General features: G+C 40.7%; 12 protein-coding genes and 1 pseudogene. 8 read left to right on the top strand and 5 right to left on the bottom strand.

The features are described from left to right. Positions 1-5 precede the first annotated feature (5 nt). The 4 genes from RI561_RS09490 to RI561_RS09505 all read left to right on the top strand — a co-directional run bounded on the left by RI561_RS09490 (position 6) and on the right by RI561_RS09505 (position 4,694). On the top strand, positions 6-1,490 hold the full coding sequence (locus RI561_RS09490; protein ID WP_395079996.1) for a monovalent cation/H+ antiporter subunit D family protein: 1,485 nt from the start codon (positions 6-8) through the stop codon (positions 1,488-1,490). 2 nt (positions 1,491-1,492) lie between these two features. Continuing rightward, the gene (locus RI561_RS09495) at positions 1,493-1,708 is read left to right on the top strand and encodes a hypothetical protein (protein WP_395079997.1); all 216 of its coding nucleotides are present in this window, start codon (positions 1,493-1,495) and stop codon (positions 1,706-1,708) included. Next, positions 1,698-3,425: a Na(+)/H(+) antiporter subunit D gene (locus RI561_RS09500; protein ID WP_395079998.1), complete on the top strand. Its 1,728-nt coding sequence runs from the start codon at positions 1,698-1,700 to the stop codon at positions 3,423-3,425. The genes RI561_RS09495 and RI561_RS09500 overlap by 11 nt, the downstream gene beginning before the upstream one ends. 195 nt (positions 3,426-3,620) lie before the next feature. Continuing rightward, positions 3,621-4,694, top strand: a complete 1,074-nt coding sequence (locus tag RI561_RS09505) for a BamA/TamA family outer membrane protein (protein ID WP_395079999.1) — start codon at positions 3,621-3,623, stop codon at positions 4,692-4,694. 90 nt (positions 4,695-4,784) lie between these two features. Here RI561_RS09505 and nuoK read toward each other — a convergent pair whose 3' ends face one another. From nuoK to RI561_RS09520, 3 genes are all read right to left on the bottom strand, one after another. Then, positions 4,785-5,087, bottom strand: coding sequence for an NADH-quinone oxidoreductase subunit NuoK (gene nuoK, locus RI561_RS09510; RefSeq protein WP_395080000.1), 303 nt, complete (start codon positions 5,085-5,087; stop codon positions 4,785-4,787). A gap of 2 nt (positions 5,088-5,089) precedes the next feature. Then, the gene (locus RI561_RS09515; RefSeq protein ID WP_395080001.1) at positions 5,090-5,608 is read right to left on the bottom strand and encodes an NADH-quinone oxidoreductase subunit J; all 519 of its coding nucleotides are present in this window, start codon (positions 5,606-5,608) and stop codon (positions 5,090-5,092) included. Between the two features lie 91 nt (positions 5,609-5,699). After that, a complete protein-coding gene (locus RI561_RS09520; protein WP_395080002.1) occupies positions 5,700-6,509 on the bottom strand; it encodes an undecaprenyl-diphosphate phosphatase in 810 nt (269 codons plus the stop codon). Positions 6,510-6,579: 70 nt separating this feature from the next. Here RI561_RS09520 and RI561_RS09525 point away from each other — a divergent pair. Then, positions 6,580-7,593: pseudogene (locus tag RI561_RS09525) on the top strand (AAA family ATPase); the annotation flags it as partial. A 170-nt stretch (positions 7,594-7,763) separates the two neighbouring features. On the opposite strand, the gene rpsA reads toward RI561_RS09525, so the two are convergent. Both rpsA and cmk read right to left on the bottom strand, forming a co-directional pair. Next, the gene (rpsA, locus tag RI561_RS09530) at positions 7,764-9,905 is read right to left on the bottom strand and encodes a 30S ribosomal protein S1 (RefSeq protein WP_395080003.1); all 2,142 of its coding nucleotides are present in this window, start codon (positions 9,903-9,905) and stop codon (positions 7,764-7,766) included. Between the two features lie 59 nt (positions 9,906-9,964). Then, positions 9,965-10,633, bottom strand: a complete 669-nt coding sequence (cmk, locus tag RI561_RS09535) for a (d)CMP kinase (RefSeq protein ID WP_395080004.1) — start codon at positions 10,631-10,633, stop codon at positions 9,965-9,967. Positions 10,634-10,761: 128 nt separating this feature from the next. Here cmk and rpsT point away from each other — a divergent pair, with 128 nt between their 5' ends. From rpsT to RI561_RS09550, 3 genes are all read left to right on the top strand, one after another. Further along, positions 10,762-11,013 carry a 30S ribosomal protein S20 gene (rpsT, locus tag RI561_RS09540; RefSeq protein ID WP_395080005.1) on the top strand — a complete coding sequence of 84 codons (252 nt, stop codon included), beginning with the start codon at positions 10,762-10,764 and terminating at the stop codon, positions 11,011-11,013. A 10-nt stretch (positions 11,014-11,023) separates the two neighbouring features. Beyond that, entirely contained in the window at positions 11,024-12,544 is a 1,521-nt protein-coding gene (gene gpmI / locus RI561_RS09545) for a 2,3-bisphosphoglycerate-independent phosphoglycerate mutase (protein WP_395080006.1), read from the top strand. Positions 12,545-12,686: 142 nt separating this feature from the next. Continuing rightward, complete coding sequence (locus tag RI561_RS09550) at positions 12,687-15,287, top strand: ATP-dependent Clp protease ATP-binding subunit (RefSeq protein WP_395080007.1); 2,601 nt, start codon at positions 12,687-12,689, stop codon at positions 15,285-15,287. The last annotated feature ends 80 nt before the right edge of the window (positions 15,288-15,367 follow it).

Below are 15,367 nucleotides of genomic sequence, written 5' to 3' on the forward strand. Positions count from 1 at the left end.
TAACGATGGATCTTACGTACATCCCTTTATATGCTGTTTTGGTATCGCTGGCTGCAGTGCCGTTCATCTTGCTGAGTTCGAAAAAACCGAATCTCCGTGAGTTCTGGACAATCCTTGCCGGAGTGATCAAATTCCTGCTGGTGCTTACGTTACTGCCCTCAGCACTTGAAGGAAATACCATTGAACTGGAGCTGCTTGAAATTGCCCCGAACCTACCACTGGTGCTCAAAGCAGATACTTTCGGCGTATTTTTTGCACTCATTGCCTCCGGACTTTGGATCTTTACTTCTTTCTATTCTATCGGATATATGCGGGGTCACCACGAGAAAAAGCAGACCCGCTACTTTGCCAGCTTTGCTATTTGTTTGAGTTCCACCATCGGCATCGCCTTTTCCGGCAACCTGTTGACCTTTATCATTTTTTACGAGATGCTGACGTTAGCTACTTACCCACTGGTTATCCACAGTGAAACCAAAAAGGGTATTGCAGCCGGGCGCAAGTATTTAACCTACACTTTAACGGCCGGACTACTATTAATCGCCGCTGCTGGAATTACCTATTCGCTCACCGGAACCCTTGACTTTCAGGCCGGTGGAATCTTTGAAGGCGTTGAGCTCTCCCAAACCATGGCTGTGACCATCTTCATTTTATTTCTGGGTGGCGTTGGAGTGAAAGCCGGTATCATGCCGCTGCATAGCTGGCTTCCTTCTGCAATGGCGGCTCCGACTCCCGTTAGTGCCTTACTTCACGCCGTAGCCGTGGTAAAATCCGGTGTTTTCGGGGTGATCCGAGTGGTTGGATTTATTTTTGGCCCCGAGGTAATGGCGGAATTCGGCCTTAATGAAATTTTGATGGTACTTGCCGGAATTACCGTAATCGTGGCTTCTCTCCTCGCCTTTGCACAAGATAATTTGAAACGCCGACTGGCATACTCTACGGTAGGACACCTTTCCTATATCGTATTGGGAGTTGCCCTTTTGACTGAAACAGGTCTGATCGGAAGTATTATGCATATTTCCTTTCACGCCACCATGAAGATCACCCTCTTCTTCTGTGCTGGAGCCATTATGGTTAATCTTCATAAAAAGAATATCAGCGACCTCAACGGAATTGCCAAAGTGATGCCGTGGACTATGGCCGCTTTTGTAATTGGATCCATGGGGCTGGCCGGAATTCCCCCTGTAAACGGATTTGTAAGTAAATGGTATCTCGCTACCGGAGCACTGGAAGGTGGAATGATGCTCCCCGTGATTATATTAGTGATCAGCGGTTTGTTAAACGTGGGATATTTCTTCCCCATCATTCACCGTGCGTATTTCCGGAAAGGCGGCCCTGAGTTGGAAGGCCACACAGAAGCCTCCCCATTTATGGTAGTTCCGTTATTCAGCACGGCCGTTCTATCCATTTTATTTGGATTGAATCCCGATCTGTTCTTCAATTTCTTTGATATGGCCACTTCAGTAGCATCCACAATTTTTAATCGATTGTAATTATGAAAAACTGGCATTGGATAGCACTTGGTGTTTTACTTATTACAAGCCTGATCCTGGAGTTCACATATTTGGCGGATTATGCCTCCCATTGGTGGAATCATGTTCCGGCATTTTATGCACTTTGGGGCGGACTCGGATGTGTAGCTTTGATTTTCATTTCCAAAGGATTAGGCAAAATTTTCATCTTAAGCGACGAAGACTATTATGATGCTTGAGCTTCTTTCTGTCCCTGCTGTTATTCTTATTTTAGGAGCTTTTGTGCTTCCATTACTACCGGAGCGTGCCCGAAATACAGCCTTCTTGATTTTCCCGATCATGGCTTTGGCTTTGATTTGGACTATGCCGGAAGGAAACCTGCTTCAAACCTCCTTTGCCAGTTATGAATTAGAACTGTTGGCTGTAGATGGATTAAGCCGAATTTTTGGGATTATTTTTGCTCTTATTACCCTCATTGGGGGTATTTATGCGTTTCACATTAAAGATCTTGGACAGCAAAGTTCAGCTCTTGCTTATGCAGGTGGTGCTTTAGGAGTTACATTTGCAGGGGATTTCTTCACGCTGTTTATCTTCTGGGAAATTATGGCCGCGGCTTCTTCTTACCTGATTTGGGCACGGGAAACCCAAGAATCCGATAAAGCAGGAATGCGCTATTTGCTGGTGCATATTTTTGGCGGGGGATTATTGTTTACAGGAATTTTATTACATCTCAGTAGCGGTGGTTCCTTATATATCGAGAGTATTGAACCTGCCTACACAACAGCCAACATTTTCATGCTTTTGGGAGTGGCACTTAATACCGCTGTTCCACCGCTTCACGCGTGGTTAGCAGATGCATATCCAAAAGCTACTATTACAGGTGCAGTTTTCATGTGCGCGTTGACAACCAAATCTGCCGTGTACGTGATGATACGACTTTTCCCCGGATGGGAAATCCTTATTTGGGTAGGAGTGATCATGGCTATCTATGGAACTATTTATGCCCTGCTCGCCAACGACATTCGTGAAATCCTGGCCTACAGTATTATCAGTCAGATCGGTTATATGGTAACGGCTATCGGTATTGGCAGTGAGCTGGCTCTCAATGGTGCAACCGCTCACGCTTTCAACCACATTGTGTATAAATCACTTCTATTTATGGTAGCCGGAGCAGTCATTTATTCAACCGGAACCAGTAAACTCAGTGAGCTTGGTGGATTTGCGAAGAAAATGCCGCTGATTATTGGTCTCTATATGGTCGGTGCCCTCTCAATTTCAGGTGCACCTCTTCTTAATGGATTTGTGAGTAAAACGATGATATCGGGTGCAATGGGTGATGCCCATTTGGAGTGGCCTATATTATCGCTACTCATCGCCACGATAGGAACATTTCTCCATACCGGACTAAAACTACCCTACTACACTTGGTTTGCTGAAAAGAAAAGTGAATTTGAAGTTTCTTCTATTCCAGCCAACATGAAAGTAGCCATGGGCATCGGGGCTTTCTTCTGTATTCTTTTTGGAGTAGCACCTAATTTGCTCTACAACCAGCTTCCCTACCCAACCGACTTCCAGCCATTCTCTGTCTATAATTTCGTTGAAATGACACAAATCCTGGTATTGGCTTTTGTTGGATTCTGGTTCTTTAAAAATCATCTGAATGTGGATTCAACTATCTCAATTGATACTGATTGGTTCTACAGAAAGCCGGCTGGTGTAGTCCGATATGCTTTCGTTAAGATTCCAAATAGGCTGTTTGGGGTTGCAGAGACTGTTTCATTAAAACTTGCAAAGCGTTTATCGGCCGCGTCCAAGAATCCGATGGACTTGATTTTGCCCTCTTTCACTATGCAAGGTCGTGAAATTAAATCTGACGGTTTCACCGCACCGATAAGTGCTGCTTTAGCTTTCATCCTTTTCGGATTTTTGATCGCCAGTTTAGTAGTATTGCTTTAATCTCGTTTCTTTAATTTCTTCTTGTTTTAGCTTAACTGAACAGGGCTTAAAGCTTCCCTATCATCAATTATTGAATAAGTGAATTGCAACAAACTCACACACCGGAAGATAAAAACCGGCTTTTTCCTTTTATTTTTAGTGATCCTTGTATTCCCTTTTACTTTAGAAGCACAAGCTCCTTTATCAGGCAACGGAATGTCCACAGACACTGTAGATGTCGCCTTTCTGCCTGCTTTGGCTTATAACTCAGATATGGGGCTCATAGGTGGTGGGCTCGTAAGTCGATATCACTATAAAAATGGGATACGTCCTTTCTATTCATATCTGAATCTGAATGCGGTTGCTTCTACCAAAGGCGTAATATCTTCTTCGATTTTCTATGATAAACCAAAAGTTTTTGATTCAACCCGACGTTTAACAACTGAAATTTATCTATCCCGGTTTCTGCAAAACCAATATTATGGTATTGGTAATTACACAATTTTGCCAGATGCTCCCGAAGACAATTCTGATTATTACTTGTACCAATCTTTTTTGGCAGGATTTGAGGTTATACTGCGAAGCCCGATCTTCAACAAATCATCCCAATCAAAGCTCGATGTATACACTTCGGTAAACTTTGATTATCGAACACTATTTGGGAACAATGATAGTAGACTTATAGGAATTCAGGCACCTCTTGGAATAGATCATTTCAGAACCGCGTCTTTGGGAGGTGGAATAGTGTGGGAAAACCGGAACAGTGAATTTAATCCAACTCGGGGTAATTATGCCAAGGCAGGAATTGAGGTTGGTCAGAAAGCCTTTGGTAGTAATTCTAATTTTGTAAGGGCTGAGACTGAGATCCGAACCTACCAGTCATTTCATTTATTGAGGAATATTACCTTTGCCAACCGACTTTCGTTTGTACATACATCAGGAAATTTGCCCTATTGGAAACTTGCTGAGATTGGGGGTGAGAAAACAATGCGTGGTTATCCCGAAAACCGTTTTTTAGATAATAATGCAATTCTATTGAATTCAGAATTACGTACATGGCTTTGGGAATTTCCGGCATACAGTGTAAAACTTGGGGGGACTTTATTTTTTGATGTCGGCAGAACATTCTCAAACAATGCTACACTCGATAATGTTTTCAATGATCTGAAATTCACCTACGGATTTGGCGGGAACAGTTCTTTCTTTAACGAAAACTTTATATTCAGAGGAGATGTAGGTTTTTCTGAGGAAGGGTATGGAATTTACTTTACTGCGGGATATCTTTTTTGATTAACTGGCCTGACAATTAAACACTAAAAAAGCCTTTCCGAATTAACTTCGAAAAGGCTTATAAATACTCGTTATCTACTGATTTCTTATTTACCAGCGGAGTAAATTGATCTTGCTAACATCTACCGTAAGATTATTTCGAAAGATTGCAATGATAATGGCCAATCCCACTACGGCTTCTGCGGCTGCAACAGCCAATGCAAAAAATACCAACATCTGTCCGTCAATATTGCCATGGTGACTTGCAAATGAAATCAGTGACAAGTTCACTGCATTCAGCATCAGCTCAACACACATAAACACCACAATCGCATTTCTACGAATTAAAACTCCCACAATTCCAATGGTGAACAAAATAGCACTAAGGCCTAAAAACCAATCAATTCCTACCATAATTAAATCTCTTCCGTTCTTTTAATTTTATGTTGAGCAATCATTAAGGCACCAACTACCGCAGCTGTAAGTAAAACGGCAGTAAGTTCAAATGGAAGCAAGTATTTGGTATATAATACATCACCCACTGCTTCTACGGTACCAACTGTGGCCATGCTTTCTGAAATTGCGGGGAGCATATCGGTAACCCCGGCAAGGCTGTAAAATATCTGCCCCATTACTCCGATAGCCAGGAAAAATGCTAAAAAGTACTTCACCCTGAATTTATCGAAAAGGTTTTCTTCATCCTGTACATTCAATAACATAATCACAAAAAGGAAGAGCACCATAATAGCACCGGCATACACCAGTATTTGAATAATAGCTAAAAACTGGGCGTTCAATAGGAGAAAAATTCCCGCCAGCGATACCATATTCACTACAAGGAATAATGCACTGTTTACCACATTTTTGTTGATAACCATAGCCAAAGCCGAACCAACGGCCAAGACAGCTAACATGATGAAAAAATATACGATCATAATTCTTTTATTTTATGAGCGACAAAGGTACCCATATTTGTCTCCGCCTTCAAGAAGTTCAGGTGCTATTTTTCGAATTTTTCACTTAAAGTTACACGGATAGATAATAAATAAGTCCAACTCCACCTATGGCCCAACAATAATAAGAAAAGTAGTGAAACCCTTTTCTTTTTAAGATGATGATCAAATACGTCAGCGCATAGTAGCCTGATATAAAAGCGGCTAAAAATCCAGTCACTAAATTGATGAGTGCAGCATCTGATAGCCCCACTTCAATCAAATCGGAAACTTCTAGCAACATGGCACCTGCAATTACAGGGATCAGCATAAGAAAGGAAAAATTTGCGGCCTCTTCTCTCTTCACTCCAAGCCATAGTGCTGCGGAAATAGTTGAACCAGAGCGGCTAATTCCCGGAATCATGGCAAATGATTGAGCTATTCCAATCAGGAAACTTCGGGCGGTGTTGACCTCTTTATCTACCTCCCCAACAAAACGGGTTGAAAACAAAATGAGCCCGGTTACAATAAGCATTACTGAGACCAAGAGTGGAGACGAAAAAATAGCCTCAATTTGATCTTCAAGGGTAAATCCTATGGCCATAGCCGGTATCATACTAATCAGGATAAACCCGATAAGTTTTACTTTTGGATCTTCTTTCTTTTGCGCCGGTGATCTTATAAATCCTACTCCCGATACAATGATATCCCAAATAATCTTACGATAATAAATAAGGATGCTGCATAAAGTCCCGAAGTGAACGACGATCTCAAATGTTATACCGGTTTCAACTTCAACCCCTAAAATCTGTTTTCCCAACACCAAATGTCCGGAACTGCTTATTGGTAAAAATTCGGTTAACCCCTGAATAATCCCCAATAAAAAAGATTGTAAAACGTCCATGTTCAATTATTATATTTGATATCTTTTTTAAGGCGAAAAAATAGTCATATCATAAGCTAATACTAAAAAGAATTTAAGAAATATGAGTGAATACGCAGTGGACATGGAAGCACTAACTGAAAAAATTCAACAGAAAAGTGCTTTTATAGACGACATCCGAAATGAATTGGATAAAGTAATAGTTGGTCAGCGGTATATGATTGACCGACTTTTAGTTGGATTATTAACTAACGGGCACGTTTTACTTGAAGGAGTACCCGGGTTAGCCAAAACATTAACAATTTCAAGTTTAGCAACTGTGCTGGATACTGCCTTTCAGCGTATTCAGTTTACCCCCGATTTACTTCCTGCCGATCTTATTGGGACGCTCATATACAATCAAAAAGAAGCCGAATTTTTGGTTAAAAAGGGTCCCATCTTCGCGAATATTATTTTAGCTGATGAGATCAACCGATCGCCAGCTAAAGTGCAGAGTGCTTTACTTGAAGCCATGCAGGAAAAACAGGTTACTATTGGTGAAACTACTTTCAAACTGGATGAACCATTTCTGGTACTTGCTACTCAAAATCCTGTGGAGCAAGAGGGAACCTATCCGCTACCGGAAGCACAGGTAGATCGTTTTATGTTGAAATTAAAGATCGACTATCCTACCGAGAAAGAAGAAATGCAGATTATGCGAGCGCAGGCAAGAACCGGGGAAAAGAAACAACTCGACAAAGTGGTAAGTCCTGAAAAAATTCTTGAGGCCCGGCAAACTATCAACGAAATTTACATGGATGAAAAGGTAGAACAGTATATCGTTGATCTGGTATTTGCCACACGAAAGCCCAAAAATTATAACCTTGATGATCTGGAAGACCTCATCAGTTTTGGTGCTTCTCCCCGTGCTACCATCAACTTAAACCTTGCCTCAAAGGCAAATGCTTTTATGGAGCACCGAGCATACGTAACCCCTGAAGATGTCAGGACAATTGCGATGGATGTTTTACGTCACCGCATAATTCCAACTTTTGAGGCTGAAGCCGAGGATATAAGTCCGGAAGATATCGTAACTAAGATTATGAATACGGTTCAGGTTCCCTAAAGGAGATGAAAGGTTTTAGGTGCAAGGTGTAAGTGTTTCTTTACCTGCCAAATTGCCTTTCTATTTTTTGAAATTCACCAATAAGCATCCTTAAAAATCATATCCCATTAAAAAAGCCCCGCTCAAGCTAATGAACGGGGCTTTTTAATAACCTTTAGCTAATTCGGGAATTACTCTTCTTCATCAGAAGCGTCTTCGTCTTCCTCTTTTTTAGCTTCAGTTTCTTTCTCAGCTTTAGCTTCTTTTTCTTCTTCTGCCTTTTTCTTTGCTTTGGCAGCATCCGCTTTTTCCTGAGCTTCTACTTTTTCTTTTTCTTCCATGTCTTTCTTCAGTGCTGCAAGGCCAGACATTTCTCCAAGTGTTGGAGCTCCGGTTTCAGTATTGGCACTTTCAACTTTTTTCTTGGCTTCTTTGGCCTTTGTTTTATCTGAATCAAGCTGACTTAGTTCGATGTTCTTGCTGTTTTCATCAAAGTTAAGAACAAAAGCATCTTCAACCTTATCTCCTTCTTTATGCTCAGCTTCAGTAGCTTTATTATAGCTTAAGAATGCTTCAGCACCTAATGGAAGTTTAACAAATACGCCTTTATCGGTTGTTTTAACAACTTCCCCTTCAACTTTACTTCCGGGAGCGTACTCTTCAGCATATTTTTTCCAAGGGTTTTCTTCCACTTGCTTGTGGCCAAGTGTGATTCGTCGGTTATCAAAATCGACACCGAGAATTACTACTTCGATTTCCTGATCTTTTTCAACCACTTCATTTGGGTGATCTACTTTCTCAGTCCAGCTTAGGTCAGAAACGTGAATCAAGCCGTCAATACCGGGCTCAAGTTCAACGAATACTCCAAAGTTGGTAAGGTTTCGAACCACACCGGTGTGCTTGGAACCAACAGGGAATCGATCAAGGATATCTGCCCAAGGATCTTCCTCAAGTTGCTTAACACCAAGAGAAATTTTCTTCTCTTCTTCATTGATATTCAAGACAATACATTCGATGATGTCATCTTTTTCTACCAACTGAGATGGATGCTTAATATGCTGTGTCCAAGACATTTCAGAAATATGAATCAATCCTTCAACGCCTTTCTCAAGTTCAATAAACGCACCGTAATCAGCTATGGAAACAACGCGACCCTGAACTTTATTACCTTCAGGATACTTCTCGTTGATTTTCTCCCATGGATGTGGTTGTAATTGTTTCAATCCAAGAGAAACACGCTTGCTCTTCTCGTCAAAGTCGATAACAGCTACGTTCATGCGCTGATCGAGCGATACGATTTCATTTGGATCATCTACACGACCCCAAGATAGGTCTGTAATGTGCAACAGGCCGTCAACACCACCAAGATCGATGAATACACCGAAGTCAGTAATATTTTTAACAGCTCCTTCAAGAACCTGTCCGGCTTCAATAGTTTCGAGAATCTCTTCGCGCTGTTCTTCAAGATCAGATTCGATTAGAGCACGGTGAGAAACAACTACGTTTTCAGCAGCCATGTTGAGTTTAACAACCTGGAATTCCATGGTCTTGCCAACATAAGCGTCAAAGTCTCTGACCGGACGTACATCAATTTGTGAACCGGGAAGGAAAGCATCGATGCCCATGACATCAACAACCATACCGCCTTTAATACGACGTTTAATATATCCTTCAAGAATCTCACCATCTTCATGAGAGGATTCAATTTTCTCCCATGCCTGCAGAATATCTGCCTTACGGCGAGAAAGGATCAGTTGTCCTTCTTTATCTTCTACTCTATCCAGGAATACTTCAATTTCATCGCCCGGCTCCATTTCTTCCAGGGCTTCATTAGTAAATTCATTAACCTGGATAATACCTTCAGATTTGAATCCAATATCTACAACAACATATTTCTCATCAACTGAGACTACACGTCCTTGTACAATTTCTTTTTCTTCAATTTCGTTGAGGGTATCTTCATACATCCCCACCATCTCATTATACTCATCATCAGAATATTCATCAGATGGTCTTTGCAGATCTTCGAGCTTGTACACATCTCCTTCAACATCACCGGAGTATACATGAGTAAGAGCTTCTTCTCTCTTTTCTTCAGCCTCTTCTTCTTGAGTTGATTCAGCAGTTTCTTCTTCACTTGTTTCAGTAACTTCTTCTTCAGCAGTTACTTCATCTTCATTCTCTTCAACCGCTTCGGCATCCGTAGTTTCTTCAACTTCAGCTGCTTCTTCCTGCTCTTCAGAGTTCGTTTTTTCTACTTTTTCTGCAGTTTCTTCAACTTGCTCTTCGGCTGTTTCTTGTTCTTGATTTTCTTGTTTTACTTCTTCTGTCATTATGTATTGGTTATGGGTTTACCTCACAATTGACTTTCAACTGTGGGATAAGTTAAAATTTAAGTTTTGTTCTGTGATGATATTAGTTCTTCGATTTTGTTGCTTATAAAAGCGACTTGTTCTTCAAACATCATAGTTGAAGTATCCACTTCTATAGCATCATCGGCTTTTTTAAGAGGATCGGAGCTTCGGTTGGAATCTCTGTCATCTCTTTCAGTAATATTTTGTTTCACTTCATCAAGCGTCACATTCATATCACTTTCCTTGACTTCCCTGTATCTTCGTTCAGCCCGGGTTTCCAAATCTGCGATCATAAAAAATTTAAGATCTGCATCCGGAAATACGGCGGTTCCCAAATCTCTGCCGTCAGCTATATATACATCATGTTTGACAGCTTCTCGCATGAGTTCATTAATAAATGTCCTCACCCGTGGATTTGAGGCAACCTCACTTACATTCTCAGAAACCTCCATACTTCGTATCTCATCACTTACATCGCGACCATCTATGAACGCATGGAATTTTTTTTCTTTGAAATAAAAGGAAATCTCAGTTTCTTCAAGCTGATCAAAGAACGTTGGATAATCTTTTTGAGAGTTCAAATATATTAGCGTAGCCACACGATACAATGCTCCCGAGTCAAGAAATTGAATCTGAAGTTGCGCCGCTACGGCTTTTGCTGTTGAACTTTTACCGGATCCTGCCGGCCCATCAATTACCACTATCATACAGATCAGCTAAATTAAACTTATATTGTTAATTATTCAATCATTTCTTGTTTAATATTTCCATAACTCTTAATTTTGGAATCTCGAAAATTTTCGAGGAATAATTAATTCTAAAAGCATATTTCGAAATGCCAATAACCAAACAAGCAAAGAAAAGAGTTCGCCAGGCTGAAGAGCGCAGAAAACATAATCGCAGCCGTCGTTCTAAAATGAGATCACTGATTAAAAAAGTGTACGAAATCTCTGATAAAGAAGAAGCAGAAAAAGCACTGAAAGAAGCAGTTTCTTACCTCGACAGAATGAGTGTGAAAGGGATTATTCACGAAAATAACGCAGCCCGTAAAAAAGCTCAGCTTACCAAGTACGTAAATAACTTATAAAATAAATTGGATGACCAACCCTGAGTCAAAAGCATTACTTGTCATTTTGGACGGATTCGGGTTGGCTGAAGATCCATCAGTTAGCGCCGTTGATAAAGCTGACACCCCTTTCATTGATTCGCTCTTCCAAACAAATCCACACTCAAAACTGTCTGCCAGCGGAGAAAATGTAGGTCTTCCGAACGGACAGTTTGGTAATTCTGAAGTGGGGCACCTTAATATTGGTGCCGGCAGAATTGTTTGGCAGGAGCTTTCCCGAATTAATAAAGCCATTAAAGACGGTTCGTTTTTTGAAAATAAACATCTCCTTGAGGCTATAGAAAAGGCTAAAGAGAAAAATAAGATCCATATCATGGGCTTATTTTCAGATGGAGGTGTCCACAGCCATAACGACCATTTATTCGCACTTCTCCGGCTGTGTAAGAAGCACAAAATTGATAATGTGTATATTCACGCTTTTACCGACGGGCGAGACACATCTCCTCATGGTGGCATCGATTATGCTAAATCCTTTCTTTCAGAAGCAGAAGATATTGGTGTTGGCGAACTCGCATCTGTAATAGGCCGATATTATGCCATGGATCGTGATAACCGCTGGGAGCGTATCAAAAAAGCACATGATTTACTGGTTCATGGAAAAGGAGAAAAATTCGATTCTTTCCAAGAAGCTTTTCAAAGTTCATACGATAATGGTATTACTGATGAATTTATTAAGCCAATTGTTCTGAATGATTCCCCTGATTCCCGAATTGAAAGAGGAGATGCAGTTTTATTTTATAACATTCGGGGAGATCGGGCACGCCAAATTTCCCGTGCATTGAATGAACCTGGTTTTAATGAATTTGAAGTGGAGGATTTGAACCTGCATTACACTACATTTACCTCCTACGATAAAACATTCGATTTTGCGAGAGTGGCCTATCCCCCTCAAACGCTCCCAAATACAATGGGTCTATGGATCAGTAAGCAAGGATTAAAACAATTTCGTATTGCTGAAACTGAGAAGTATCCACATGTAACCTATTTTTTTAATGGAGGAATTGAAGCACCCAACGAAGGCGAAGATCGAGTGGTAATTCCAAGCCCAAAAGTTGCAACATACGATCTTCAACCTGAAATGAGTGCCGAGAAAGTCACCGATACCTTGGTTGAAAAACTACAATCAGAAGAATACCAATTTGTAGTACTCAATTATGCAAACCCCGACATGGTAGGGCATACCGGCGTGATGGAAGCGGCTATCAAAGCTGTTGAAACGATTGATAGGGAGCTTAAAAAAATAATTGAAGTTGCAAACAATCATGGATATCGTTCGCTTATTATAGCAGATCACGGCAATGCCGATTGCATGATTAATGAAGACGGAAGTCCACACACCGCTCATACAACTGCTCTAGTCCCGGCTATTATTGTAAACTCCCCGAAAGAAATTACTATGCGTGATGGCATTTTGGCAGATGTATCTCCTACTTTATTGAAACTTATGGGAATTGAGAAGCCTGAAGAGATGTCCGGTACATCTTTATTTTAATTCTTCACTTTGGCATTTAGTTTGCATTTACTTTACCGCGCTACTACCTTGAAGCAGTGATGAACTAAAGCTTTATTTAACTCGTTTTTTTACTCAAACAACAAAGATATTATTTTATAAAAAAGACTAAGGAATACGTCAGATGGAGGGAAATTTTTCAAGCAAAGTTCGCGATGTTATTCAATTTAGCCGAGAGGAAGCTCTCAGGTTAGGACACGACTACATTGGAACGGAGCATTTAATATTAGGAATTGTTCGATTAGGCGATGGAGTAGCAGTACGCATTCTCAAAAATTTAGACTGCGATCTCTTCAAACTCAAAAAAACAATTGAAGATACCGTTCGAGGAACCGGAGGCTCAGTACAAGTGGGAAATATTCCACTTACCAAACAGGCCGAAAAAGTTCTTCGAATTACGTACCTGGAAGCTAAACTCTACAAAAGTGACACCATAGGAACTGAGCACCTGCTTCTTTCTCTGTTAAGAGATGATGAGAATATAGCCGCTCAAATATTGCAACAGTTTAGCATTTCGTATGATGCAGTTCGTGAAGAACTGGATTTAATAATATCAGGCAAGTCTCGCGATGATCAAAAAGATTCATCTTCTATGAAAGCGAGTGCTTCCACTTCAAAAGGTCCATCCGGATCAGGGAGTTCCAGAGAAAAGAAAATGGAAAAATCAAAAACACCTGTACTCGATAATTTTGGTCGCGATTTAACTGAACTTGCTGAAGAAGGCGGACTTGATCCAATTATTGGGCGAGAAAAAGAAATTGAGCGAGTAGCGCAGGTTCTAAGTCGGCGCAAAAAGAACAATCCCGTACTTATTGGTGAACCGGGCGTTGGTAAAACTGCCATTGCCGAAGGGCTTGCCACCCGAATTGTAGAACGCAAAGTTTCGCGCGTGCTATATGATAAAAGAGTCATTGCCTTAGATCTTGGGGCACTTGTAGCAGGTACTAAATACCGTGGTCAGTTTGAAGAGCGCATGAAAGCAGTTATGACTGAGCTCGAAAAAACAGAAGATGTAATTCTATTCATTGATGAACTTCACACTATTGTTGGAGCCGGCGGTGCCAGTGGTTCACTTGATGCTTCGAATATGTTGAAGCCTGCCTTGGCTCGGGGAGAAGTTCAGGCTATTGGAGCTACAACCTTAAATGAGTATCGTCAGTTTATTGAAAAGGACGGTGCTTTGGAGCGTCGTTTTCAAAAGATCATGGTTGACCCAACAACTCCGGAAGAAACCACAGAGATTTTAAACCAAATTAAATCTAAATACGAAAAGCACCACAGTGTTCACTATACAGATGAAGCTATTGACGCTTGTGTAAAATTAACTGACCGATATGTCTCAGATCACTTCTTACCTGATAAGGCTATTGATGCTCTGGATGAAGCCGGAGCAAGAGTTCATTTGTCGAACATTAATGTTCCTCAAAACATAATCGACTTAGAAGAAGAAATTGAGAAAACAGGAGAAGAAAAAAATTCCATGGTCAAAAAGCAGCGTTTTGAAGAAGCTGCAAGATTACGGGATAAAGAAAAAAGACTGATTGAAGAGCTTGAGAAAGCACAACAAGAATGGGAAAAAGAATCTGAAAACATTGTTTATGATGTTGAGGAAGACGATGTAGCTTCCGTTATCGCTATGATGAGCGGTGTTCCTGTCAACAAAATCAGCCAAAATGAGGGACAGAAACTTCTGAAAATGAAGGAAAGTCTTTCCGGCAAAGTTATTGGTCAGGAAGAAGCCATTATCAAGCTTACAAAAGCCATTCAAAGAACCCGAGCCGGACTCAAAGATCCTACACGTCCTATTGGTTCCTTTATATTCCTGGGACCAACAGGTGTTGGTAAGACTGAAATGGCCAAGGTTCTCTCCAGGTATCTATTTGATAAAGAGGATACGCTCATTCGTATTGATATGAGTGAGTATATGGAGAAATTTTCCGTTTCCCGATTAGTAGGTGCACCTCCGGGCTATGTTGGATATGAAGAAGGCGGAGTGTTAACTGAGAAAGTTCGACGTAAGCCGTACAGTGTAGTCCTTCTTGATGAAATTGAGAAGGCTCACCCCGATGTATTCAACATCTTACTTCAGGTATTGGATGATGGAATTCTCACGGACAGTTTAGGTAGAAAAGTAGACTTCCGTAATACTATTATTATCATGACTTCCAACATCGGTGCACGTGATATCAGAAATATGGGCAAAGGTATTGGCTTTGATACAGACGACTCCGCTTTTGATTATGCAAAAATGAAGTCAACTATTCAGGATGCTCTTAAGAAAGTATTCAATCCCGAATTTTTGAATCGTATTGATGATGTCATCACCTTCAAGCCTCTTGAGAAATCAGATATCTTCAAGATTATTGATCTTATGAACGAGGAACTCTTTAACAGAATTAAAGAGCTTGGATTCGATGTTGAGGTAACCAAAGCAGCCAAAGAGTTCATAACGGATAAGGGCTTTGATCAGAAATATGGTGCACGTCCACTGAAACGGGCCATCCAAAAATATATCGAAGACCCATTAGCTGAAGAGCTCCTTGAAAACAAGCATAACGAAGGTTCAGTCATCAAGATCAAAATGAATAAATCCAGAGATGGACTGGCTTTTGACTGGGATGAAGCAGAGTCTTCTGATGAAAATAATATTGCTGAGACTACGAATGGTGATCAGCAAGAAAAGGATAAGAAAGAAGACACTTCTGAAGAAGCGAAGAAAACGTAATTCTTAAGGGTCTTATGAAGTATAGCATGTTATGATTGTTTGTAACATATTGCTATACAATGGTTAACAAGTATTATAAA

Source organism: Gracilimonas sp., assembly GCF_031581265.1.
GTDB lineage: Bacteria > Bacteroidota > Rhodothermia > Balneolales > Balneolaceae > Gracilimonas.

Coding starts and splice junctions, on each gene's coding strand:
- rpsT (WP_395080005.1), top strand. CDS start 10,762: ATGCCAATAACCAAACAAGCAAAGAAAAGAGTTCGCCAGGCTGAAGAG.
- RI561_RS09515 (WP_395080001.1), bottom strand. CDS start 5,608: ATGATCGTATATTTTTTCATCATGTTAGCTGTCTTGGCCGTTGGTTCG.
- RI561_RS09520 (WP_395080002.1), bottom strand. CDS start 6,509: ATGGACGTTTTACAATCTTTTTTATTGGGGATTATTCAGGGGTTAACC.
- RI561_RS09505 (WP_395079999.1), top strand. CDS start 3,621: ATGTCCACAGACACTGTAGATGTCGCCTTTCTGCCTGCTTTGGCTTAT.
- RI561_RS09490 (WP_395079996.1), top strand. CDS start 6: ATGGATCTTACGTACATCCCTTTATATGCTGTTTTGGTATCGCTGGCT.
- RI561_RS09495 (WP_395079997.1), top strand. CDS start 1,493: ATGAAAAACTGGCATTGGATAGCACTTGGTGTTTTACTTATTACAAGC.
- gpmI (WP_395080006.1), top strand. CDS start 11,024: ATGACCAACCCTGAGTCAAAAGCATTACTTGTCATTTTGGACGGATTC.
- cmk (WP_395080004.1), bottom strand. CDS start 10,633: ATGATAGTGGTAATTGATGGGCCGGCAGGATCCGGTAAAAGTTCAACA.
- rpsA (WP_395080003.1), bottom strand. CDS start 9,905: ATGACAGAAGAAGTAAAACAAGAAAATCAAGAACAAGAAACAGCCGAA.
- RI561_RS09500 (WP_395079998.1), top strand. CDS start 1,698: ATGATGCTTGAGCTTCTTTCTGTCCCTGCTGTTATTCTTATTTTAGGA.
- RI561_RS09550 (WP_395080007.1), top strand. CDS start 12,687: ATGGAGGGAAATTTTTCAAGCAAAGTTCGCGATGTTATTCAATTTAGC.
- nuoK (WP_395080000.1), bottom strand. CDS start 5,087: ATGGTAGGAATTGATTGGTTTTTAGGCCTTAGTGCTATTTTGTTCACC.